The organism is Pseudomonas syringae group sp. J248-6 (assembly GCF_032586995.1).
In the GTDB taxonomy this organism is placed as follows: Bacteria; Pseudomonadota; Gammaproteobacteria; order Pseudomonadales; family Pseudomonadaceae; genus Aquipseudomonas; species Aquipseudomonas amygdali.
In genome coordinates, this window is record NZ_JAWHOP010000014.1 from 129,575 (window position 1) to 152,920 (window position 23,346).

Here is a 23,346-nt window from a genome sequence, read left to right on the forward strand (position 1 = left end):
GTGATTGCTTTCACCCAGTCATCACGATAGATGAATGTTTCAACAGGGAGTGAACACATGGAATACGGACCTTGCATCAGCCAGATCGCAACACTGCTGGCCGACCCCAAGCGCAGCGCAATGATCTGGGCACTGATGGATGGTACTGCTCGTCCTGCCGATGAGTTGGCGATTTTGGCGGGACTCTCGACCTCTTCTGCAGGCGCGCACCTGGCGCGTCTGACCAGTGGAGGTCTGTTGAAACAGGAGGCGCGGGGTCGCAAGCGTTTCTTTCGCCTCGCCGCGCCGGAAGTGGGGGCCGCTGTCGAAGCTCTGGCCTGTGCCTCGCTGGCCAGCGCCGAACAGATCAGCCGCAGGTTTGCTCAGCCCATGCCGCCGCTGCCGCTGCGCCGTGCAAGAATCTGCTCCGACCATCTGGGCGGCGAAATGGCCGCTGAGCTTTATCAGCGCCTTCTGGAAGCGGGCTGGATAGAACAGCAAGAGAAGCGCGTCGAGGTCACGAGCAAGGGCGTGGCCAGTTTTGCCGAGCGAGGTATTTACATACCGGCGCTGGCACAGCGCAAGCGTGAAACGGTATGTGCCTGCCCGAAATGGAATGATCGCAACCCGCACCTTGGCGGCGCGCTGGGGGCAGGGCTGCTGCAGCTATTCTTCCAAATGGGCTGGCTGCGCACCACCGACGAGCCCAGCACCTTGCAGGTCTCCTCCAGTGGGCAGCGGGAAATCAGCAAGATCGCGGCGGCGGCCTGACGGGAACCACAGGTGTGGCTCGCTCTGCCACTATCGTGCCACCGCTCCGCGTTGGCATGCAGTTCCGGACGCTCTGCGTCCTCTTGCGACGCCGAGCGTCGCGTAAGGCATTCCCACGCGGAGCGTGAGGAACGATGGATGCGCCTGTCACACCACTATCGTGCCAATGCTCCGCGTTGGTATGCAGTTCCGGACGCTCCGCGTCCTCTTGCGACGCCGAGCGTCGCGAAAGGCATTCCCACGCGGAGCGCGAGGAACGATGGATGCGCCTGTCACACCACTATCGTGCCAATGCTCCGCGTTGGTATGCAGTTCCGGACGCTCTGCGTCCTCTGCGACGCAGAGCATGAGCAGCGATGGATGTAACTCGCTCAACCCCTCTTTAGGGCTTGACCAGGCGTGCATCCAGGCTGTTTTGTGCCAGACGTTTTGCCTGATCTTCGGTCATGCCCAGATGCGTGTACAGCGCATGGAAGTTCTCGGTCACGTAGCCACCGAAGTAGGCCGGGTCGTCCGAGTTGACGGTGACTTTCACGCCGCGCTCGAGCATGTCGAGGATGTTGTGCTGGGCCATGTCGTCGAACACGCAGAGCTTGGTGTTGGACAGCGGGCAGACGGTCAGCGGGATTTGTTCGTCGATGATGCGCTGCATCAGTCGTTCGTCTTCGATGGCGCGTACACCGTGGTCGATGCGCTGGATTTTCAGCAGGTCCAGTGCTTCCCAGATGTATTCCGGCGGGCCTTCTTCCCCGGCGTGGGCGACGGTCAGGAAGCCCTCGCTGCGGGCACGATCAAATACGCGCTGGAACTTGCTCGGCGGGTGGCCCATCTCGGAACTGTCGAGACCCACGGCGACGAACGCATCACGGAACGGCAGCGCCTGATCGAGGGTTTTTTCGGCGTCTTCCTGGGACAGGTGACGCAGGAAACTCAGGATCAGGCCGCTGTCGACACCCAGCTTCGACTTGCCGTCTTTCAGCGCACCGGTAATCCCGGCCAGCACCACTTCAAACGGGATGCCGCGGTCAGTGTGGGTTTGCGGATCGAAGAACGGTTCAGTGTGGATAACGTTCTGTTCCTTGCAGCGCAGCAGGTAAGCCCAGGTCAGGTCGTAGAAGTCCTGCTCTGTGCGCAAAACGTCCGCACCGCGGTAATACAGATCAAGGAATTCCTGCAGGTTGTTGAAGGCATAGGCCTTGCGCAGGGTTTCGACGTCATTCCACGGCAGGGCAATTTTGTTGCGCTCTGCCAGGGCGAACAGCAACTCGGGTTCCAGCGAGCCTTCGAGGTGCAAGTGCAGTTCTGCCTTGGGCAGTGCGTTCAACCAGTCGTACATATTCTTTTCTCATCAGGTGCAGATCGCGGGCATTCTACAGATGCACGTCGCTGCGCAGGGTAAAACCTGACCGAACGTTCAACTTGCCTCCTGATCGCGGCGGTAAGCATAGGTATCAGCAAAGCGCGACAGCAGAAACTCGGCGCAGGTGGTGACAGGATAGCGCGCCGGCTGGCTTTCGCTCTGGCAACCGGGCAAACATTCGATGCGTGTGTCGGGATGTGGTTCGGCGAAAAACGGCATCGAATAGCGGTCGACGCCAAGCGGGCTGATAACCCGGTGCGGCGTGGACAGATAACGGTCGTTGCTCCAGCGCGCCATCATGTCGCCGAGGTTGACCACGAACGTGCCGTCAACTGGCGGTGCGTCGATCCATTCGCCCCGCACGTCGCGCACCTGCAAGCCGCCCGCCGTGTCCTGATACAACAGGGTGATGCAGCCATAGTCGGTATGCGCGCCTGCGCCTTGTTGCTCGGCAGAGGTCGCCGTATCACGCGGTGGGTAATGAATCATGCGCAGTACGCTGACCGGGTCCTTGAAGCGCTGATCGAAGAAATCGCGTTCGATGCCCAGCGCCAGGGTCATGGCGCGCAGCAGGGTTTGCGCCAATGCCTGCATGTCCAGGTAATGCTGCTCCATCAGGCTTTCCCAGCCGGGAATGTCCGGGTGCCGATTGGGCCCGCGCAGTGGTTTGCCAGCCAGCACGTCGGGATGGCTGGCATCCAGATGCAGGCCCATGTCGAAGGTTTCCTTCAGGTCGCTCGGCAGGCTGGGGTCCAGTTGCTCGGTGGCGATGGCACCATAGCCGCGATGATGGGTGCTTTGCGTGATGTCGATGATGAGCTTTTCGGCTACCGGACGAGCGAAAAAGTCTTTGGCTGCCGATTGCACCTGCTCGATGCGTTGCGCGCTGATCGGATGGCCCTTGATGTAAAAGAAGCCCCATTGCCGACAGGCACTGTCGATCTGCCGGGCGACATCCTGCCAGGCTTCAAGGTCGGTGCCGTAGAGCGGGGCTATGTCGATGACGGGAAGCTGGTCCATTAACGGTCCTGGAAATCATGTGGTATTCGCTGTCGATGAGCGTGCCCGCCGAAGCGGGCACGCGACGCCAGGCGTTTATTTAGGCAGTTCGGCCTTGATCCCTTCAACGTAATAGTTCATCGACGCCAGCTCGGCGTTGGTTGCAACCACACCGTCAGCAATTTTCACGGTGCCGTTCTGGTCCTTGATCGGCCCGGTGAATGGGTGGAATTCGCCGCTTTCGATGCTGGCGATGATCTTCTGCGCCTCAGCCTTTACATCAGCAGGCACCACGTCGCTGATCGGCAACTCGACCGTACCCTCTTTCAGGCCGCCCCAGTAATCCTGTGGTTTCCAGGTGCCTGCGATTGCGCCTTCGGCGGCCTGAATGTAATGCGGGCCCCAGTTGTTGACGATGGAGGTCAGCACTGCTTTCGGTCCAAAGTGAGCCATGTCCGAGGCATAACCGACGGCATACACGCCACGACGCTCGGCGGTCTGGATCGGCGCAGGGCTGTCGGTGTGCTGGAAGACCACGTCAACGCCCTGATCGATGAGTGCGTTGGCAGCATCGGCTTCCTTGCCCGGATCGAACCAGGAGTTGACCCACACCACTTTGATCTCGGTGCCCGGATTGTATTTGTTCAGCGCCAGCTGGATGGCGTCGATGTCACGCAGCACTTCAGGGATCGGGAATGAGGCGACATACCCGATTTTCTTGGTCTTGGTCATTTTCGCGGCGATGTAACCGCTCACGTAACGACCTTCATAGGTGCGGGCCAGATACGTGCCCATGTTCTTGTCCTGCTTGTAGCCGGTCGCGTGCTCGAATTTTACTTTGGGGAATTGCTTGGCGACTTTCAGGGTCGGGTTCATGTAGCCGAACGAGGTACTGAAGATCAGGTCATAGCCGCCCTTGGCCATGTTGCGGATAACCCGTTCGGCGTCCGCGCCTTCAGGCACGTTTTCCACGTAGCTGCTGGTGACCTTGTCACCCAGCGCCTTGACCATCGCCTGGCGGCCCTGTTCATGCTGATAGGTCCAGCCGTGGTCGCCAATGGGGCCGATATAGACGAATCCGACTTTCAGCGGATCGGCTGCCGAGGCGAGCAGGCTGGAGCCAATGCCGACAACGGCGGCCATGGCACACAGCAGTTTTTTCAGAGGACGACGTGGGTTGGTCAGGTGCATCGGGTCTAGCTCCTTGCGGTCTTGTTGGAGTGCATACCCCGACAATGCAAATAACTGACCAACAGGACAACTTACGATGCTGGCGCGCTTTGCCGCTTGCCTGCCTGTTTCACCATGCAGCGAGAAGGTGCAGGTGCGGTGGGCTGCGCCGCTAACTGGTGCAGCGCGTGCTGCGCTCGACAATGCACATCGGCGTACCGGCCACGGGCTCGCGCATGATCTGCACCTGCACATCGAACACCTGGCAGACCAGCTCGGCCGTCAGTACATCGCCCGGCGCGCCGCAGGTCACCAGACGTCCACCCTGCATGACCGCCAGGTGGTCGGCATAGCGACAGGCCTGATTGATGTCGTGCAGCACGGTAATCACGGTTTTGCCTTCGGCGCTGAGTTCGCGCATCAGGTCCAGCAGTTCGACCTGATGGCTGATGTCCAGATACGTGGTGGGCTCGTCGAGCAGGACGATGGCGGCGTCCTGCGCGAGGATCATCGCCAGCCACGCTCGCTGCCGCTGCCCGCCGGAAAGGTCGGACAACGGCCGTTCGGCCAGGGTTTCCAGCTCCATGCGTTGCAGGGCCTGCTCGACACTGTGCTGATCGGCCCCGCTCAAGCGTCCCCACAGACTGTTGTGCGGGCTGCGACCGTAAGCCACCAGTTGACGCACACTTACGCCTTCCGGAATGGGCAGCACTTGCGGCAGAAAAGCCACCTTGCGGGCCAGCTCTTTGGCGGAGAGCTGGCTGTAGGCTTTGCCGTCCAGACTCAGGCTGCCCGATTGCGGGGTGAGAATCCGTGCAAACGCCTTGAGCAGTGTGGATTTGCCGCAACCGTTGGGGCCGATCAGCGCGGTGACCTGGGCTGGCGGCGGGCTGAATGACAGGTCTTGCACGATCCGCGTTGCGCCGTAGCCGATGTCGAGTTGCTGCGCCTTCAGAATACTCATGGGATCAACCTTTGAATCGGGCCAGCAGCCAGAGGAAATACGGAGCGCCGATCACCGCCGTGAGAATACCGGCGGGGATCTCGCTGGGGGCGATCAATGTGCGCCCCAGCGTATCGGCCAGCACCAGCAATAACGCGCCCAATACCATGGAGGCGGGCAGCAGGTATTGATGATGACCACCGACCAGACGGCGGGCCATGTGTGGCGCGACCAGCCCGACAAAACTAACCGGACCGATGATGCCCACGCCCAGGCTGGTCAACAGCACGGCACTGCCCATCGCCAGCCAGCGCGTACGTTTGAGGCCGGTGCCCAGGCTTTGTGCGGCTTCATCGCCCAGGCCGATCAGGTTCAGCGGTTTGGCCAGCAGCAAGCTGAGCGGGATCAACAGCAGAAGCGGCGAGGCCAGCCACACATGGTGCCAGTTACGGCTCCACAAACTGCCGGTCAGGGCCAGCAGGGCGGTATTGATATCCAGCGGGTTGGACAGAATCAGGAATTCGGTGATGCTCGACAGCGTCACCGCAATCGCCACTCCGGAGAGCGCGAAACGCACGCCGGAAAACTGCACGCCGGTGTTATACAACGCCAGCAGCAATGCCCCCGCCGCACCGCCCAGACACGCCACAAACGGCAGCGCCGATACCGGTAACTGTGGCAGGCCGATAATCGCGATGGTCAGCGCCAGCCCTGCGCCTTGGGTCACGCCAAGAATTTCCGGCGAGGCCAGCGGGTTGCGAATCACGCCTTGCACGATGGCACCCGCCAGGCCGAAGGCGCAGCCGGTCATGATTGCGATCAAACCGCGTGGCAGACGGTGATTCCAGACCTCGAAGTCCTTGCTGTCGTGGGCGATCAGATGATCAAGCACTGCACCGGGCGTCAGCCAGACAGTGCCCGCGCTGAGGCTCAGCAGCACGGCCAGTGCCAGCAACAAAATCAGCAACAACAGCCGTTGGCGGGGCTGGTTCATAGCGCACGCCTCGCCAGAAACAGAAAGAACGGCGCGCCAATCAACGCTGTGACCACGCCGGCCGGCGTTTCCACCGGGAACGCCACAGCGCGGCTGATCAGGTCGGAAGCCAGCACGATAGCCGCGCCCAGTCCGGCGCTGATCGGGATCAGCCAGCGGTAGTCATTGCCCAGCCATTGGCGAGCAATGTTCGGCGCGATCAGGCCGACGAACGCTATCGGCCCCACCGCACAGACGCTGGCACCGACCAGCAGCAGGCTGACCACGAACACCAGCAGGCGCAAGGCACCGATGCGTACGCCCAGTGAACGGGCAGCGTCTTCGCCGAGGTTGATCAGGTTCAGGCGCGGCGCACAGGCAATCGCCAGCACCACGCCGATCAGCGTGCACGGCCAGAGCAATTGCAATTGCGCCGCGCCGACATTGGCCAGCGATCCGGCCAGCCAGTTGAGGACACTTTGCGCCTGCGCTTCGACAAGAATTACGGTGAGACGGGTCAAGGCTGCGCACAACGCGGCGACGGCTACACCCGCCAGCACCAGTCGGCCCTGAGCCGTGGCGGGTGACCATGCACCGCCAAGACTGAACACGGTGATCCACGCCAGCGCACCACCGAGGCAGGTCATCAGCAGGGCACCACCGGGGAAGGGCAGAGCGACCAGCCCGGTGGAAAACAGCGCCAGCCCCAGCGCCGCGCCCGCCGTAACGCCAAACAATGACGGGGAGGCCAGACGGTTGCGCGTGATGCCCTGCATCAAGGCCCCGGCCACGCCGAGGCAGGCACCGACCAGCGCCGCGCACAAGGCGCGTGGCACGCGCAATTGCGCAACGATGTAAGCGATGTTGCCGCCCTCGCGACCCTGCGTGATCAGTCCGTTCCAGGCATCCACCTGACGAATGCTGAACGACGACAGGGCGAACAGCGACACCCAGAACAGTCCCAGGCAGGTCGCGGTGATCACGCCTGCCATCAGCCAGCGACGCATTTACGGATTCAGCACGGCCTTGCCGCCCTTGAGCACGGCAAGCGCATCGTCGGCGATCTGCTCGGACGCCATGATCCCGCGATTGCGCGCCCAGCTGTCGCCATCCACTTCAGCTACCTGCTTGTTACGTACTGCGCCAAGCACCTGCCACAGCGGCTGCTTGCTCCAGCTGTCGACGATGCTCGGGCGACGATAATGACCTACCAGCAACCAGTTCGGGTCCAATGCCAGCAACTGCTCCAGGCTGACGAATTCGGTGGGCGCGGCGTCTTTGCGTACTTCCGGGACCTTCAGACCGATCGCCTGCAACACGCTGCCCGCATAAGAGTGCGGGCCATGCACCGAGAAGCTGTCTTCGCGGGCGACGCCGAACAGCACGTTGGTGTTGGCCGGAATCTGCTCGGCAACAGTCTTCAGGTGCTGGCGGTTCTCCGCGATCCGCGCCTGCATCTCTGGGCCTTTGCCGAGCGCCACGCCGATCAGCTCGGCAGATTTCAGACTGCCCTGATAATCCTCGCCGCGCGACGGCAGCATCAGTGTTGGTGCCAGGCTGGCCAGATCGTTGTAAAGCGCCTGATGGCGGCCGAGGTCGGCAATGATCAGGTCCGGCTTGAGCCGCGCGATCACTTCTATATTGGGTTGCGAGCGCAGCCCCACGGATTGCCATTCGCCTACCGCCTTACGCACTTTGGGCAGTACCCGGTTGGCATCGCCATCGTCCGCGGCACCGACGGGTGTTACGCCGACCGACGCCAGGCCGTCGAGAAACGAGAACTCCAGCACCACTACGCGCTTGGGAGTGTCAGGCAGGTGGACTTTGTGTTGGCCGTCATCGATGTCGATAGGCGCGGCCTGGGCGGCGCTGGCCATCAGGGTCAACAGGCCGCAAGCCAGCAGATGCGGAAGTCGAAAAGCACGCATGGCGAAGGTCCTTTCTAACAAAGCGGAATCATGAAAACAGGCGCGCCCTGAAGGCCGCGAAGAAAACGGCGGGCGCTATTGTTGAAAACGGCGGGCACTATTTCACATCGTGACGACGGGATCAAAAGTCATTTACGTGTGGGTGCAGTTCTCATTCGGGTCATTTGTTGAAACCTTTTGTCACACACCGCACTCTGAACGGCTTCAATGACAGACACGTTCATGACTATCCGCGGCGATCTGTCGCAAGGGTTTGGAGAAAGTAATGGGCGCTTTGCTCAAGCAAGAAAAGTTTCTACTGCTGGCAATCATTGCCATGTTTGTCGCCTATCCGCTGGAGCATGTACTGCTGGGCAACGGACAGGTCGTCGCACTGGTTTCCGGGTTGGCGCTGGTCGGCTTCATCGTCTGCGCCTCGATGCGCGTCGCGCACCACGCCGAAATGCTCGCGGAAAAGGTCGGTGATCCCTACGGGACGATGATCCTCACGCTCTCGGCGGTGCTGGTCGAAGTGGTGATTCTGGCGATCATGATGAGCAACGAGCCATCGCCGACGCTGGTGCGAGACACCATTTACTCGGCGGTAATGCTCGACATCAACGGCATCCTTGGCCTGGCCGCGCTGATGGGCGGTATCAAGCACGGCGAGCAGTCCTATAACGATGACTCGGCGCGCACCTATAGCGTGATGATCCTCACCGCCATGGGCGTGTCGATGGTGGTGCCCGAGTTCATCCCCAAAGGCGACTGGAAGATCTATTCGGCGTTCACCATTGGCGCGATGATTCTGCTCTACACGCTGTTCCTGCGCATGCAGGTCGGCCCGCACAGCTACTTTTTCAGCTACAGCTACCCGGAAAAGAAAAAACGCCAGGGCTCGGATCAGGCTGAACAGCATGCAGAGCCGGTCAATCTGACCCGCTCGATTGTCACGTTGGTCACCGGTGTGGTGGTGATTGGCGCGCTGGCTGAAGTGATGTCCAAGACGGTCGACCTGGGCCTGGAAGGGACGGGGGCACCGCCAGTGATGACCGCCATTCTGGTGGCCGCCATTTCCGCTGCACCGGAGATTCTGACCGCCCTGCGCGCGGCACTCGCCAACCGCATGCAGTCAGTGGTCAACATCGCTTTGGGTGCATCGTTGTCCACCGTGATTCTGACGGTTCCGGTCATGGAAGCGATGGCGCTTTACAGTGGCCAGCCGTTCCAGATGGCCATGACGCCGGTGCAGACCGTGATGATCTTCATCACTCTGCTGGTGTCCGCCATCAACCTCAACGACGGCGAAACCAACGCCATCGAAGGCATGACCCACTTCGTGCTGTTCGCGACGTTCATCATGCTGTCGTGCCTGGGGCTTTAGGAATGTCACGCTCTGCGTCGCAAGAGGACGCAGAGCGTCCTGAACGGCATGCCGACGCGGAGCGTCGCACGATAAGTTAATGAACGGCATGCCAATGCTCAGCCTTGAATCAACTCTCGCGCTGCCTGGCTGTGATCGGCAATCAGTTGCTTGATATCCAGGCCTTCGACCTGGCCGTCGATCACTCGCCATTGTCCTGCGATCATCACCCGATCGGCACGGTCCGCGCCGCACAGCAGCAGCGCTGACAGCGGATCATGGCTGCCGGAAAAGCGCAGTTCGTCCAGCTTGAACAACGCCAGATCAGCCTGTTTGCCCACCGCCAGTTCACCGAGGTCAGTGCGTCCCAGCAATTGCGCCGACCCCTTGGTGGCCCAGCCCAGCACGAGCTGCGGAGTGATTTTTTCGGCGCCGTAGCGCAGGCGTTGCAGGTAAAGCGCCTGGCGGGTTTCGAGGATCATGTTCGATGCGTCGTTGGACGCCGAACCATCGACCCCAAGCCCCAACGGCGCGCCAGCAGCGAGCAGGTCCAGGGTCGGACAGATGCCGGAGGCCAGGCGCATGTTCGAGCTCGGGCAGTGACAGACACCCGTACCTGCTGCGCCGAGACGGGCGATTTCGTCGGGGTTGAAGTGGATGCCGTGGGCCAGCCAGGTGCGCGGGCCGAGCCAGCCGACGCTGTCCAGATAATCCACGGTGCGCAAGCCGAAGCGCTGCAGGCAGAAGTCCTCTTCGTCGAGGGTTTCAGCCAGATGCGTGTGCAGGCGCACGTCGAGTTTTTCTGCCATGGCCGAACTCTCGGACATGATCTGCGGCGTGACCGAAAACGGTGAGCAGGGCGCCAGGGCGATCTGAATCTGCGCGCCGTCACCACGCTCATGGTAGGTCTCGATCAAACGCTGGCTGTCGGCCAGAATCACCTCGCCTTGCTGCACGGTTTGCTGTGGCGGCAAACCCCCATCCGCCTCACCAAGGCTCATCGAACCACGCGTCAGCATCGCGCGCATACCCAACTCGCGGACGCTTTGTACCTGAACATCGATGGCGTGTTCCAGCCCGTCGGGAAACAGATAGTGGTGGTCGGCAGCCGTTGTGCAACCCGACAGCAGCAATTCAGCCAGCGCAACCTTGCTGGCGACTGCGAGCTTCTCCGGCGTCAGGCGCGCCCACACCGGGTACAGGGTTTTCAGCCAAGGGAACAAAGGCTGATTGACCACTGGTGCCCAGGCCCGCGTGAGGGTTTGATAGAAGTGATGGTGCGTGTTGATCAACCCCGGCAGCAACACATGCTCACGGGCATCGAACGTCTGAGTGCAGGGCTTTGACGGGAGCTGCCCGGCGGCCAGCACTTCAGTGATGACGCCACCTTCAATGACCAGACCGCCACGGGCGTCCAGGTCATTGGCAGTGAACACGGCAAGGGGATTTTTCAACCAGATACGGATCGCAGGCATGGGCCGGCTCCTCTGAAAGACAGGTTCAGGTTAGCCAGCTCAGTGTTGCCCTGTCTGCTGATCCAGGGTCGCCGGGGTCAGGTGCGCCCCGGCGAAGGACGGCGATTCTAGTCGAGCAGCCGATTACCAGGCAATCGTCTTGCCCTGGTAATCGATGAAGTGATGGCCGCCCTTGCCTGCGTAGGCATTGAGCTGTTCGACAAGCCCGGTGGTGCTGGTCATGACGTCGATGGCGGCATTTTCGCCGCCCATGTCGGTCTTCACCCAACCCGGATGCATCGACAGCACGGTAGGACGGTTCTCGCCCAGCTCGGTGACAAAGGTATTGGTCATCGAATTGAGTGCAGCCTTGCTGGCCTTGTACAACGCAAGGTTTGCGCCGTCCGGGCAAGTGACGCTGCCCAGCCACGAACTCATGAACGCCAGGACGCCCGTGCCGGGACGAAGTTGATCGACGAAGCGTTCGGCCAGACGAATCGGTGCCACCGCGTTGGTCAGGAACAACTGCCCAAGCTCGGCGGCGGTCGACTTCGCCGCGCTCTGGTGTTGCGCACCGGTAATCCCGGCATTGACGAACAGCACGTCGAACACCTCGCCACGCAGCTTCTGGACCAGCACTTCAAGCGAGGCTGTTTCGTCCAGATCCACCGCTTCGATGCGCACGCCTTCCACCGCTTTGAGGTTTTCGGCGTTCTGCGGATCACGCACCGTGGCGGTGACCTGCCAGCCCTGTTCGGTCAGGCGCTGTACCAGCCCGAGCCCGAGGCCACGCGAAGCACCGATAATGAGGGCGGTTTTCTTGGTAGTGGTCATGAATGATTCCTTGGCAAATTGAGAGACAGACTCCATGGCAGTGCCAGCAAGGCCTCTCGAAAGTTTCGACCCCGCAGCGTACTACTGCCTATGCAGTGTTGGAATCTCCATGAGCCGGAAACGTTCAAGGTAGATGTCTGACGCTGAGCATTGGCGCGATAGTCGGGATTATCGTTCCGCACGCTCCAGCGTGGGAATGCCGTTCATGACGCTCTGCGTCAAGCATCTGCGCCGCTAGCTCCTCAATGACCCGCCCGCCATGGCTGGCCCAGCGATACCGGCGCATACAGCCGGGTGCGCAGGGCGTCGCGGGAGAGCAGGACGAGGACGATGATGGTGGCGAGGTAGGGCAGCATCGCCAGCAGGTTGGACGGGATGGCCAGGCCGATGCCTTGCGCGACCAGGTGCAGGATGCTGGCGAGGCCGAACAGATAGGCACCGAGCAGCAGACGCCACACGCGCCAGCTGGCGAACACCACCAGCGCCAATGCTATCCAGCCGCGTCCGGCGCTCATGTTTTCTGCCCACATCGGTGTGTAGGCCAGCGACAGGTAGGCCCCGGCCAGCCCAGCCATTGCGCCGCCGAACAGCACGGCCAACGTGCGCACACGCAACACCGGCAAGCCCATGGCGCTGGCGGCGTCAGGGTTTTCGCCGACGGCCTGAATGATCAGCCCGACGCGGCTTTTCAGCAGCGCCCAGGCGACCAAAGCGAACAAGGCGAAGGACAGGTAGACCAGCAGGTCCTGGGCAAACAGCATGCGGCCGATCAGCGGAATGTCACTCAGCAGCGGGATGGCCACCGGTTCGAAACCGCTCAATGGCTTGCCGACCCAGGCGGCGCCGACGAAGCTGGAGAGGCCGACACCGAAGATGGTCAGCGCCAGCCCGGTCGCGACCTGATTGGCGTTGAACACCAGTGCCACCAGGGCAAACAGTGCCGACAGCAGCATGCCTGCAAGCATCGCCAGCAGCACACCCAGCCAGAGGTTGCCGGTGCTCAGGGCGACGATGAAACCGATCACTGCGCCAAACAGCATCATGCCTTCCTGACCCAGGTTGATGACGCCGCTTTTTTCGCAGATAAGTTCGCCCAGCGCCACCAGCAGCAAGGGGGTTCCGCAGCGAACCATGGCGTAGAAAATGTTGCTCAGCAGGTCGATATCCATCATGCGGCTCCTGTGACGGCTGTCATCTGGCGCTTGGCCCAGTGCAGTTTCAAACGTGGGCGATAGAGAATCAGCACATCACAGGCCAGCAGGAAGAACAGCATCATCCCCTGAAACAACTGCGTGATTGCCAAGGGCAGGTTCAGGGTCATTTGTGCGCTTTCACCGCCCAGGTACAGCAAGGCGATCAGCAGGCTGGAGAACAGAATGCCGATGGGGTTGAGGCGTCCGAGAAAAGCCACGGTGATCGCGGCATAGCCGTAACCCGGCGAGACCTGCGGCACCAGTTGGCCGATCGGCCCGGTCACTTCCGACACACCCGCCAGACCGGCCAGTGCGCCACTGATCAACAGTGCCAGCCATACCAGTCGCTTCTCGCGAAAGCCGACAAAACCGGCAGCACGCTTGTCGAGCCCGAGCACCTTGATCTGGAAACCGACAAAGCTGCGCTGCAGCAATACCCAGACTGCGACCAGTGCCAGCAGCGCGAAGTACACGCCGATGTGCGCGCGGCCATCTTCCATCAGCAGCGGCAGACGGCTGGCCTCGCCAAAAGTCGCGGACTCCGGGAAGTTCATGCCGGCCGGGTCTTTGAGCGGCCCGTGCACGAAGTACAGCAACAAGTTGAGGGCGATGTAGTTGAGCATGATGCTGGTGAGGATTTCATTGGCGTTGAAGTGCGTGCGCAGCCAGGCGGTCACGCCCGCCCAGGCCGCGCCTGCCAGGGTGCCGGCCAGCAGCACCATGACCAAGGCCCAGCGACTTTCCATCTCGATGATATTCACCGCCACGGCACTGCCTGCCAGCGCGCCGAGCAGCAACTGGCCTTCCGCGCCGATGTTCCAGATGCGCGCTTGATACGCGACCGCCAGGCCCAGCGCGCAGAGCAGAATCGGCAAGGTTTTGACCATCAATTCCGACAGGCCATACCAGTCGCTGACCGGTGCGATCAGCAAGGTGTGCAGCGTCACCCAAGGGTTGAGTCCCAGGCCGATGAACAGCAGCGAGCCGCAGACCAGTGTCAGGACGGCAGCCAGTAAAGGGGAACACCACAACATGGCGCGCGATTGCTGGCCGCGCGGTTCCAGAGAAAGCAGCATGTTTTGCTCCGTTAACCCGCCGTATGGGCCTGGGTGTGAGAATGATCGAACTGTCCCGCCATCCAGCCGCCGATTTGCACGGTGCTGGTCTGTTCAGTGGGGATCAGGTCGGAAAGCTGGCCGCCGCTCAGGGCGGCGAGTCGGTCGCTGATCTGGAACAACTCGTCCAGGTCTTCGGAGATCACCAGAATGGCGGCCCCCGCGTCACGCAAGGCAATCAATGCTCGGTGAATCGCTGCGGCAGCACCGACATCCACGCCCCAGGTCGGGTGCGCGGCAATCAGCAGTTTGGGGTTTTGCAGTATTTCCCGGCCGAGAATGAATTTCTGCAGGTTGCCGCCCGACAGGCTGCGCGCCGCGGCCTGTGCATCCGGCGTCTTGACCGCAAAGCGACGGATAATTTCGTCGGCCAGCGCGCGAACCTTGCCGCGCTGTATCAAGCCGTTGCTCACCAGCCCTTGCTGGAAAGCGGTCAGCAGAGCGTTATCGGCCAGGCTGAGTTCCGGCACTGCGCCATGCCCCAGACGCTCTGCCGGAACGAACGCCAGCCCGTGTTTGCGGCGGGCGTCGGGGCGCAGGTCGCCGACCGGGGTGTCTTTGAAGCGCAGGGTCGCCGCCTGGGTATGAGGCAGGGTCTGTTCGCCACTCAGCAGCGCCAGCAATTCATCCTGACCATTGCCGGCCACGCCCGCGATGCCGACGATTTCGCCGCTGCGTACTTCCAGGCTCAGGTCTTTCAGTGAGCAGCCGAACGGGTCCGGATTGTGCCAGGACAGCTTGTCGACGCGCAGAAAGGCTTCGCTGCCGCTGACTTTGTCGTAGTGCGCGGTCAACCCTTCGGCATCACCGACCATCAAGCGCGCCAGCTCCAGATCGGAGCATTCAGCCGGGATACAGTGCCCGGATACCTTACCGTTGCGCAGGACGGTTGCGCTGTGACACAGGGCACGAACCTCGCCCAGCTTGTGACTGATAAACAGAATGCTGCAGCCCTCTGCGGCCAGATGCCTGAGGGTCACGAACAGCTCTTCCGCTTCCTGGGGGGTGAGCACTGACGTGGGCTCGTCGAGGATCAACAGGCGAATGTCCTGCATCAGACAGCGAATGATCTCGACTTTCTGCCGCTCACCAATCGACAGGCTGTGGACTAGCCTCTGGGGCTCCACTGCCATGCCGTAGCGTTGTGAGACCTCGCGGATGCGCGGTTCGAGTTGCTTGGGCGTGCCCGCCGCTGCGCCCATCGCCAGCGCGATGTTTTGCGCGACGCTGAGGGTTTCGAACAGCGAAAAATGCTGGAACACCATGCCGATGCCCAGGCTTCTGGCCTGTGCCGGATTACGCATGGTCTGCGCCTGGCCTTGCCAGATGATCGTCCCGGCGTCGGGCTGCGTCACGCCGTAGATGATCTTCATCAGCGTGCTTTTGCCCGCACCGTTTTCACCCAGCAGGGCGTGAATCTCTCCGGGCTGAATCGTCAGGTCGACAGCGTCGTTGGCCAGGCAGCCGGGATACCGTTTGGTGATGTGGCGCAGTTGCAGGCGCGCAGCTATCGCGTGGTTTGACATGAAAGGCTCTGAGGCAGAAGTGGGTCGCGTGTGGATAAAGCAAAATCCTGGCCAAGGAGTCAGGATTCCTGTCCTGTGCGTTCAATCAAGGTTGAGTAAGGTGTTTTCGACATTCATGACCGTGCAGTGACAACCGAACGCGATCATTTCGGCACCAGTTCGGGGCGCGCTGACGGAGCAAGGGGCAAATGTGGCTCTTTGATTTGAGTAAAAAATGTACAGCAGGCGTCAAGCGAGGAGCGTTATGTGGATGCGCGACCCTTGCACCTGTTATCCACAGGTTCTTCCACAGATACTGTGCGCAAGCGGGCCAGGAGAGAATAATACGCCGGTGGTTAGCGTCCAAAGGTGCTAAGGAGCGCTAACAGACTGTTTTTGCATCGTTTATGGATCCACGACAGGCGATTGATCAAAAAATGATCATTCGTCTGAAACGCAAGCCCGGCAAGGCCCGCATTGGAGTGTACTCAGCTTATCCACAGCCGGATGCACAGTAGATGTGGGCAATTGCTGTCGCGTTGCCTACTCCGTTGTGGTCTTGTGCAAAACGATTCTGCCGCGGCTCAGACCGGCCAGTTGCCGTTGCAGCGTGTCGGCATGCTCGGGGCCTATCGCGATTGCCATCTGCACGCCAGTGGCAGTGAAGTTTTCACTCTCCAGCAGGCCGTTGACTTCCGCGAGACGCAACTTGACCAGCGCCAGTTCACTGAAGCTGCATTCAAGATGGAATGACGAACGCTGAATCAGCGGCAGACGCTCGGCTTGCTGCAGGCACTTGTTGGCACCACCGCCATAGGCGCGAGCCAGGCCGCCAGTGCCCAGTTGGATGCCGCCGTACCAGCGGATCACCAGCACCACGACTTGATCGAACTCCTGCGCCTCGATGGCTGCCAGGATCGGCCTGCCCGCAGTGCCGCCCGGCTCCCCGTCATCGTTGCTGCGATACTGCCCACCCAGCTTCCAGGCCCAGCAATTGTGAGTGGCGTTGAGGTCGCTGTGCTGCTCGATGAACGCTTGGGCGTCGGCCGGGCTGGCGATGGGGGCGGCGAGGGTGATGAAGCGGCTCTTGCGGATTTCTTCACGAAACTCGCAAGGGCCGACCAGGGTAAAAGGCATGCGTGTGTCCAGCTGACGTCAAGGCGCCGATTCTACAAGGCTGGCGGGGTGAGCCCACAACCTTTGAGGATGATCCTGATCAGATTGTTGCTGGCCTGATCCATGTCCTGGCGGGTCAGACGGGAGCGACCGGTGACGCGACAGATCTGCGAGGCGAAATCGGCGTAGTGCTGGGTGCTGCCCCACAGCAGGAAAATCAGGTGTACCGGGTCGACCGGGTCCATTTTGCCGGCATCGATCCAGGCTTGAAAAACCGCTGCCCGGCCCTGGAACCACAGGCGGTAGTCCTGGCTGAAATACTCGCTCATGCATTCGCCACCGCTGATGATCTCCATGGCGAAAATCCGCGAAGCCTGTGGCTGGCGGCGCGAAAACTCCATCTTGGCGCGAATGTAGCGGGCCAGTGCCTCTGCTGGATCATCGTCGACGCTCAGGTGGTTGAACGTGCTGTCCCACAAATCAATGATGTTGCTCAGTACCGCGACATACAGGCCCAGCTTGTTGGTGAAGTAGTAATGCAGGTTGGCTTTGGGCAGCCCGGCTTTCAGCGCAATGGTGTTCATGCTGGTGCCCTTGAAGCCGTGGCGGGCAAATTCATCTTCGGCTGCCTGGATGATCGCTTGTTCGTTCTTTTGACGAATACGGCTTGCGGGCTTGGTGACGTGAGCGCTGTGTGCGGGGACTTCAAGGGTCATGGGCAATTCCGGACAGGTCGTAGGGCACAACTAATGAACAGATAACGCACCGGCGACTATCTCGCAAGCACCGGCGCAAGTGCGGCTATGGAAACCTATCGTGGTTGTTCAAGAGGGTTGGGTTCCGTCGTAGCATCACTTTGGGGAACGGCGACTTTTCCTTCCGGAATCAGCAGGCACATGACAATGGCCGTGATGCCGCCGCTGGTGATGGCCGAATCGAACAGGTTCTGTACCAGTTTGGGCATCTGATGCAGCAGCGCAGGCTGCGCTGCGATACCCAGGCCGACACCCAGTGACGTGGCGATGATCAGCATGCTGCGCCGGTCCAGCGGAGACTGGGCCAGAATGCGCACACCGGCTGCCGCGACGCTGCCGAACATCACCAGCGTTGCGCCGCCGAGTACCGGTTTGGGAATCTGCTGGACGATGGCACCGATATGCGGGAACAGCCCGAGCACGAACAGCACCGCGCCGATGTACAGCCCGACATAGCGACTGGCAACGCCGGTCAGCTGAATCACACCGTTGTTCTGCGCAAAGGTGGTGTTGGGGAATGCACTGAACGTTGCGGCAATCATGCAGCTCACGCCGTCACCCAGCACGCCACCCTTGAGACGCGCCACGTAGCTTGGGCCGCTGATCGGCTGGCGGGCGAGCATGCAATTGGCCGTCAGGTCGCCGACCGTTTCGATACTGCTGATCAGATAAATCAGCGCGACCGGCAGGAAAGCGGTCCAGTCAAAGCTGAAACCAAAGCGGAACGGCACCGGCACGCTGATCAAGGGCAGGTCGTGGATCGGCTGTGGAATCAGCTTGCCGCTGAACCAGGCGGCGAGACTGCCGATCGCCAGGCCGATGATGATCGCCGACAAGCGCACCCAGGGCGTATTCGAACGATTAAGTACGATGATCACTGCCAGAACGAAGGCACCCAGCGCCAGGTTCAACGGCGCGCCAAAGTCAGGTGCGTTGAAGCCGCCGCCCAGGTCTGTCACACCTACCTTGATCAGGCTTATGCCAATCAGCGTGATGACAATGCCGGTCACCAGCGGCGTGATGACACGTCGCAACTGGCCAATACAGCGACTGAGCACGATTTGCACAAGCGCGCCGAAAAAGCACACGCCGAAGATCATCGCCATGATGTCCTCCGGGCTGCCGCCGCGCTGCTTGACCAGAAAACCCGCGGACAACACCGCGCCCAGGAAGGCGAAGCTGGTGCCTTGCAGGCAGATCATGCCTGCGCCGATACCAAATGGGCGGCGCGCCTGAATGAAAGTACCTGTGCCCGACACCATCAGGGCCATGCTGATCAGATACGGCAGGTATTGGGTCAGGCCGAGCGTCGATCCGATGATCAACGGCGGGGTGATGATCCCGACGAAGCTGGCGAGGACATGCTGGAACGCTGCCAATATGGCCGTTAAAGGTCTTGGGCGATCATTCAGGCCGTAAATCAGGTCATCGTTGTCGAGTGTTTCAGGCTGCATGGCAAGGTCTCGGACGGGGAACTGCCATGTACTGGCGTGTCGTTGTCGGGGATTACTGCAAAAAACTGTCCAGTTGCTCAGGTTATTTTTATTTGAGTCCAACTATTTCAATAAATATCAGCCTGATAGCGTTTTCGAGGCGCTGTGCGGCGCTGGCTGACTGGAAGAGCCCCTGGCAGGAATGTGTCATCGGGTAGCGGCCAGTGTTTCCAGAAAGCTCTCCAGCACCAAATGAGGGCGTCGGCCTTTTCGGGTGACGGTCACCAGGTTGAGGTCGTAGAACTTCGAATCCGGTTTCAGCGCGCGCAGTCGACCTTCCTGCACCCAGGCGTTGGCGTAATGATCTGGCAGATAGCCAATGTAGCGTCCAGTCAGAATCAGGAACGCGATGCCCTCGCGGTCTGAAGCGCTGGCGGTGCAGGTCAGTGCTTGATAATGCTCCTGAATATCGTTCGGCAGGCGAAAGGTCGGGGCAATGGCTTCCTGCTGGGCGAGGCGTTCATCATCCAGCGTTGAGTTGTCTGCGTAGAAGAGCGGGTGGCCCACCGCGCAATAAAGCAGCGAACGCTCACTGTACAACGGGTGATATTCAAGGCCGGGCAGGGCGCTGGCCTGTGGCACGACACCGACATGCAGGCCGCCGTCCAGTACGCCTCGCTCGACTTCGGCGGGGGCAATCATGCGGATATTGATGTACACGCCCGGGCCACGTTCTTTCAGGCGGGCCAGTGCGTGGGTGATGCGCATGTGGGGGAGTGTGACCAGGTTGTCGGTCAGGCCGATGTTCAGCTCGCCGCGCAGGTTCTGATGCAGGCCGTTGACCTCTGTCCTGAAACTTTCCAGCGCGCTGAGCAATTGCAACGACGACTGATAGACCTCGCGCCCTTCGTCGGTCAGTGAAAAGCCGGCGCGGCCTCGCTGGCACAGGCGCAGGCCGAGGCGTTGCTCCAGATCACTCATTTGCTGGCTGATCGCCGACCGGCCAATGCCAAGCACGCTTTCAGCCGCAGAAAAACCGCCTGCCTCAACGACACTTTTGAAAATACGCAGCAAGCGGATATCAAAATCGCTCACCTGCGACAGCGGATCGGGGCGACGGACACTCATTGTTTAGTCTCTACCAAACCAAAGATCATGAAAATCGGGTTTTATGAACTTTAGTCGCGTGACACCTTGGCCGCAATGACCGTTCGTTTAGCGCCTGCGAGGCTTGCCCCCATGAATATGTTCGAAGCGTCTGATGTGTCTGTAACCAGTCAGTTGAAGCTTGATGCCCACTGGATGCCTTACACCGCAAATCGAAATTTCCAGCGTGATCCGCGCATGGTCGTGGCTGCGCATGGCAGCTATCTGACAGACGACAATGGCCGCAAGATCTACGATGGGCTTTCCGGGCTATGGACATGCGGGGCCGGGCATACTCGCAAGGAAATTCAGGAAGCCGTTTCCCGGCAACTGGGCATTCTGGATTACTCGCCGGGCTTTCAGTTCGGGCATCCGCTGTCGTTCCAGTTGGCGGAAAAGATCACCGAACTGACGCCGGGCAATCTCAATCACGTCTTTTATACCAACTCCGGTTCCGAATGCGCGGACACGGCAGTGAAGATGGTGCGCGCCTACTGGCGGCTGAAAGGGCAGGCAACCAAGACCAAGATGATCGGGCGCGCGCGTGGCTATCACGGCGTGAACGTGGCGGGCACTAGCCTGGGCGGGGTGAATGGCAACCGCAAGATGTTCGGCCAGTTGATGGATGTCGATCATCTGCCGCACACGCTGCTGGCCAGCAACGCCTATTCGAAGGGGATGCCCGAAGCGGGCGGTATTGCGCTGGCTGACGAGATGCTCAAGCTGATCGAACTGCACGATGCGTCGAACATCGCGGCGGTAATCGTTGAACCCATGGCGGGCTCTGCCGGCGTGATCGTTCCGCCGCAAGGCTATCTCAAGCGTCTGCGCGAGATTTGTGATCAGCACAATATCCTGCTGATCTTCGACGAAGTCATCACCGGCTTCGGCCGTACGGGCTCGATGTTCGGCGCGGACAGTTTCGGTGTCACGCCTGATCTGATGTGTATCGCCAAGCAGATCACCAATGGCGCGATCCCCATGGGTGCAGTGATCGCCAGCAGCGAGATCTATCAGACCTTCATGAATCAGCCAACGCCGGAATACGCCGTCGAATTCCCCCACGGCTACACCTATTCCGCTCACCCCGTAGCCTGTGCGGCCGGGCTGGCGGCGCTTGAACTGTTGCAGCGTGAAAACCTGGTACAGCAGGCCGCAGGAATCGCTCCGCATTTTGAAAGCGTGCTGCACGGTATCAAGGGCGCGAAAAACGTGGTGGATATCCGCAACTACGGCCTTGCAGGCGCCATCCAGATCGCACCTCGTGACGGCGATGCAATCGTGCGGCCTTTCGAGGCAGGCATGAAACTGTGGAAAGCCGGGTTCTATGTGCGTTTTGGCGGTGACACCTTGCAGTTTGGCCCGACCTTCAACAGTCAGGCGCAGGACCTGGACCGGTTGTTCGATGCCGTTGGCGAAACGCTGAACCTGATCGACTGATCACGCTGACAGGCTCTCTTCTTATATAGGTACTTTTACACAGGTGCTTTTGTCGCATGGGCCGCGAAGTCATTCGCGCCCGATGCAATTATCCGGAGTTTTCCATGAGCAGCATTCAACACCTGATCCACGGCGAGTTCATTTCTGAAGATGGCCGCACCGCAGATGTGTTCAACCCGTCGACCGGCCAGGTTATCCACACGGTAGCGCTTGCCACTCGGGACACGGTCCAGAAGGCGATCGATTCGGCCAAGGCTGCGTTTCCGGCCTGGCGTAATACACCGCCAGCCAAGCGCGCTCAGGTGATGTTCCGCTTCAAGCAATTGCTGGAGCAGAACGAAGCGCGCATTGCTCAGTTGATCAGTGAAGAGCACGGCAAGACCCTGGAAGATGCGGCGGGCGAGCTGAAGCGCGGTATTGAAAACGTGGAGTACGCCTGCGCTGCGCCTGAAGTGCTCAAGGGTGAATACAGCCGCAACGTCGGGCCGAACATCGATGCGTGGTCTGACTTTCAGCCGCTGGGTATCGTTGCCGGTATCACTCCGTTCAACTTCCCGGCCATGGTGCCGCTGTGGATGTACCCGCTGGCCATTGCGTGTGGCAACTGCTTCATCCTCAAACCTTCGGAGCGCGATCCCAGCTCCACATTGTTGATTGCCGAGCTGCTGCATGAAGCGGGGCTGCCGAAGGGGGTGCTCAATGTGGTTCACGGTGACAAGATTGCCGTCGATGCGCTGATCGAAGCGCCGGAGGTCAAGGCGCTGAGCTTTGTCGGTTCCACACCGATTGCCGAGTACATCTATAAAGAGGGCGCAGCGCGTGGCAAGCGGGTTCAGGCTCTTGGTGGTGCGAAGAATCATGCGGTACTGATGCCGGATGCCGACCTGGACAACGCAGTGAGTGCCTTGATGGGCGCTGCCTACGGATCCTGCGGCGAGCGTTGCATGGCTATTTCGGTTGCGGTGTGCGTCGGGGATCAGATCGCCGATGCGTTGGTGGCCAAACTGGTTCCGCAAATTCAGAGCCTGAAAATCGGCGCAGGTACGACTTGCGGCCTGGATATGGGGCCACTGGTTACCGGTCAGCATCGCGACAAGGTCGGCGGCTATATAGAGGATGGTGTGCAGTCGGGCGCTACCCTGGTGGTGGACGGTCGCAATCTCCAGGTTGCCGGGCATGAACAGGGCTTCTTCATGGGCGGCTGTCTGTTTGATCGTGTCACGCCGCAAATGCGCATCTATAAAGAAGAGATCTTCGGGCCGGTGCTGTGCATCGTGCGTGTGGATAGCCTTGAGCAAGCCATGCAACTGATCAACGACCACGAATACGGCAACGGCACCTGCATCTTTACCCGTGATGGCGAAGCTGCGCGGTTGTTCTGCGACGAGATTGAAGTGGGAATGGTCGGGGTCAACGTTCCGCTGCCGGTACCGGTTGCCTATCACAGCTTTGGCGGCTGGAAGCGTTCCCTGTTCGGCGACTTGCATGCGTACGGTCCCGATGGTGTGCGCTTCTATACACGTCGCAAGGCGATTACCCAGCGCTGGCCGCAACGTGCGAGCCATGAAGCGTCGCAATTCGCATTTCCCAGCTTGTAAATTCCTGTGGCGGGAGATCGTCTTTAAAGAGGATCTCCCGTGTTTGTTGGGGCACAGCAGTTGAATTGCAGATTTTTGAAATTAACGGTTGACGCCCTCTGTGATCTGTCTATAATTCGCCCCACTTCCGGCGCAGACGGAAACGAAAAAGCCTTGCAGATCAATAGTTTACAAGGGTTTGGAGTGAAGAGTCAGCGAGGAAGGAGGTCGAGTCAGCAGTGATCGACAGCGGTGAGAAAAAAGAGTTTGACACGCGGTTGTAACGCTGTAGAATTCGCCTCCCGCTGATGAG

General features: G+C 60.5%; 20 protein-coding genes. 4 read left to right on the top strand and 16 right to left on the bottom strand.

Annotated elements, in window-relative coordinates:
• The first annotated feature begins 57 nt into the window (after nucleotides 1-57).
• The gene (locus RYC17_RS18470; RefSeq protein ID WP_011169654.1) at nucleotides 58-750 is read left to right on the top strand and encodes an ArsR/SmtB family transcription factor; all 693 of its coding nucleotides are present in this window, start codon (nucleotides 58-60) and stop codon (nucleotides 748-750) included.
• Between the two features lie 382 nt (nucleotides 751-1,132).
• Here RYC17_RS18470 and RYC17_RS18475 read toward each other — a convergent pair whose 3' ends face one another.
• The 7 genes from RYC17_RS18475 to RYC17_RS18505 all read right to left on the bottom strand — a co-directional run bounded on the left by RYC17_RS18475 (nucleotide 1,133) and on the right by RYC17_RS18505 (nucleotide 8,123).
• Entirely contained in the window at nucleotides 1,133-2,086 is a 954-nt protein-coding gene (locus RYC17_RS18475; RefSeq protein ID WP_058400856.1) for an adenosine deaminase, read from the bottom strand.
• A gap of 78 nt (nucleotides 2,087-2,164) precedes the next feature.
• Nucleotides 2,165-3,130 carry a 2-oxoglutarate and iron-dependent oxygenase domain-containing protein gene (locus RYC17_RS18480; protein WP_316904008.1) on the bottom strand — a complete coding sequence of 322 codons (966 nt, stop codon included), beginning with the start codon at nucleotides 3,128-3,130 and terminating at the stop codon, nucleotides 2,165-2,167.
• A 75-nt stretch (nucleotides 3,131-3,205) separates the two neighbouring features.
• Nucleotides 3,206-4,300: a BMP family ABC transporter substrate-binding protein gene (locus RYC17_RS18485; protein WP_003366477.1), complete on the bottom strand. Its 1,095-nt coding sequence runs from the start codon at nucleotides 4,298-4,300 to the stop codon at nucleotides 3,206-3,208.
• 151 nt (nucleotides 4,301-4,451) lie between these two features.
• The gene (fecE, locus tag RYC17_RS18490; RefSeq protein WP_316904010.1) at nucleotides 4,452-5,243 is read right to left on the bottom strand and encodes a Fe(3+) dicitrate ABC transporter ATP-binding protein FecE; all 792 of its coding nucleotides are present in this window, start codon (nucleotides 5,241-5,243) and stop codon (nucleotides 4,452-4,454) included.
• A 4-nt stretch (nucleotides 5,244-5,247) separates the two neighbouring features.
• The gene (locus tag RYC17_RS18495) at nucleotides 5,248-6,216 is read right to left on the bottom strand and encodes a FecCD family ABC transporter permease (RefSeq protein ID WP_011169649.1); all 969 of its coding nucleotides are present in this window, start codon (nucleotides 6,214-6,216) and stop codon (nucleotides 5,248-5,250) included.
• Nucleotides 6,213-7,202: an iron-dicitrate ABC transporter permease FecC gene (gene fecC, locus RYC17_RS18500; protein WP_044309511.1), complete on the bottom strand. Its 990-nt coding sequence runs from the start codon at nucleotides 7,200-7,202 to the stop codon at nucleotides 6,213-6,215. The genes RYC17_RS18495 and fecC overlap by 4 nt, the downstream gene beginning before the upstream one ends.
• Complete coding sequence (locus RYC17_RS18505; protein ID WP_003431850.1) at nucleotides 7,203-8,123, bottom strand: Fe(3+) dicitrate ABC transporter substrate-binding protein FecB; 921 nt, start codon at nucleotides 8,121-8,123, stop codon at nucleotides 7,203-7,205.
• A 265-nt stretch (nucleotides 8,124-8,388) separates the two neighbouring features.
• Between RYC17_RS18505 and RYC17_RS18510 the strand changes: the two genes are divergently transcribed.
• On the top strand, nucleotides 8,389-9,486 hold the full coding sequence (locus RYC17_RS18510; protein ID WP_004659338.1) for a calcium:proton antiporter: 1,098 nt from the start codon (nucleotides 8,389-8,391) through the stop codon (nucleotides 9,484-9,486).
• Between the two features lie 98 nt (nucleotides 9,487-9,584).
• Here RYC17_RS18510 and RYC17_RS18515 read toward each other — a convergent pair whose 3' ends face one another.
• The 9 genes from RYC17_RS18515 to RYC17_RS18555 all read right to left on the bottom strand — a co-directional run bounded on the left by RYC17_RS18515 (nucleotide 9,585) and on the right by RYC17_RS18555 (nucleotide 19,998).
• A complete protein-coding gene (locus RYC17_RS18515) occupies nucleotides 9,585-10,940 on the bottom strand; it encodes an 8-oxoguanine deaminase (protein ID WP_316904012.1) in 1,356 nt (451 codons plus the stop codon).
• A 123-nt stretch (nucleotides 10,941-11,063) separates the two neighbouring features.
• On the bottom strand, nucleotides 11,064-11,753 hold the full coding sequence (locus RYC17_RS18520) for an SDR family oxidoreductase (protein WP_316904013.1): 690 nt from the start codon (nucleotides 11,751-11,753) through the stop codon (nucleotides 11,064-11,066).
• 242 nt (nucleotides 11,754-11,995) lie between these two features.
• A complete protein-coding gene (locus tag RYC17_RS18525) occupies nucleotides 11,996-12,922 on the bottom strand; it encodes an ABC transporter permease (protein ID WP_230018792.1) in 927 nt (308 codons plus the stop codon).
• Nucleotides 12,922-14,022 carry an ABC transporter permease gene (locus RYC17_RS18530; RefSeq protein WP_230017433.1) on the bottom strand — a complete coding sequence of 367 codons (1,101 nt, stop codon included), beginning with the start codon at nucleotides 14,020-14,022 and terminating at the stop codon, nucleotides 12,922-12,924. Before RYC17_RS18530 ends, RYC17_RS18525 begins: the two co-directional genes overlap by 1 nt.
• A gap of 11 nt (nucleotides 14,023-14,033) precedes the next feature.
• Entirely contained in the window at nucleotides 14,034-15,587 is a 1,554-nt protein-coding gene (locus RYC17_RS18535) for an ABC transporter ATP-binding protein (protein ID WP_316904016.1), read from the bottom strand.
• Nucleotides 15,588-16,109: 522 nt separating this feature from the next.
• Nucleotides 16,110-16,703, bottom strand: a complete 594-nt coding sequence (locus RYC17_RS18540) for an IMPACT family protein (protein ID WP_058400846.1) — start codon at nucleotides 16,701-16,703, stop codon at nucleotides 16,110-16,112.
• Nucleotides 16,704-16,735: 32 nt separating this feature from the next.
• Nucleotides 16,736-17,398, bottom strand: coding sequence for a TetR/AcrR family transcriptional regulator (locus RYC17_RS18545; protein ID WP_122269018.1), 663 nt, complete (start codon nucleotides 17,396-17,398; stop codon nucleotides 16,736-16,738).
• Between the two features lie 95 nt (nucleotides 17,399-17,493).
• Nucleotides 17,494-18,891: a nucleobase:cation symporter-2 family protein gene (locus tag RYC17_RS18550; RefSeq protein ID WP_316904021.1), complete on the bottom strand. Its 1,398-nt coding sequence runs from the start codon at nucleotides 18,889-18,891 to the stop codon at nucleotides 17,494-17,496.
• Between the two features lie 186 nt (nucleotides 18,892-19,077).
• Nucleotides 19,078-19,998 (bottom strand): LysR family transcriptional regulator, encoded by a 921-nt coding sequence (locus tag RYC17_RS18555; protein WP_122258563.1) that lies wholly within the window; start codon nucleotides 19,996-19,998, stop codon nucleotides 19,078-19,080.
• 111 nt (nucleotides 19,999-20,109) lie between these two features.
• Between RYC17_RS18555 and RYC17_RS18560 the strand changes: the two genes are divergently transcribed.
• The gene (locus RYC17_RS18560; protein ID WP_316904023.1) at nucleotides 20,110-21,456 is read left to right on the top strand and encodes an aspartate aminotransferase family protein; all 1,347 of its coding nucleotides are present in this window, start codon (nucleotides 20,110-20,112) and stop codon (nucleotides 21,454-21,456) included.
• A 104-nt stretch (nucleotides 21,457-21,560) separates the two neighbouring features.
• Complete coding sequence (locus RYC17_RS18565; protein ID WP_230017436.1) at nucleotides 21,561-23,054, top strand: CoA-acylating methylmalonate-semialdehyde dehydrogenase; 1,494 nt, start codon at nucleotides 21,561-21,563, stop codon at nucleotides 23,052-23,054.
• Nucleotides 23,055-23,346 lie beyond the last annotated feature (292 nt).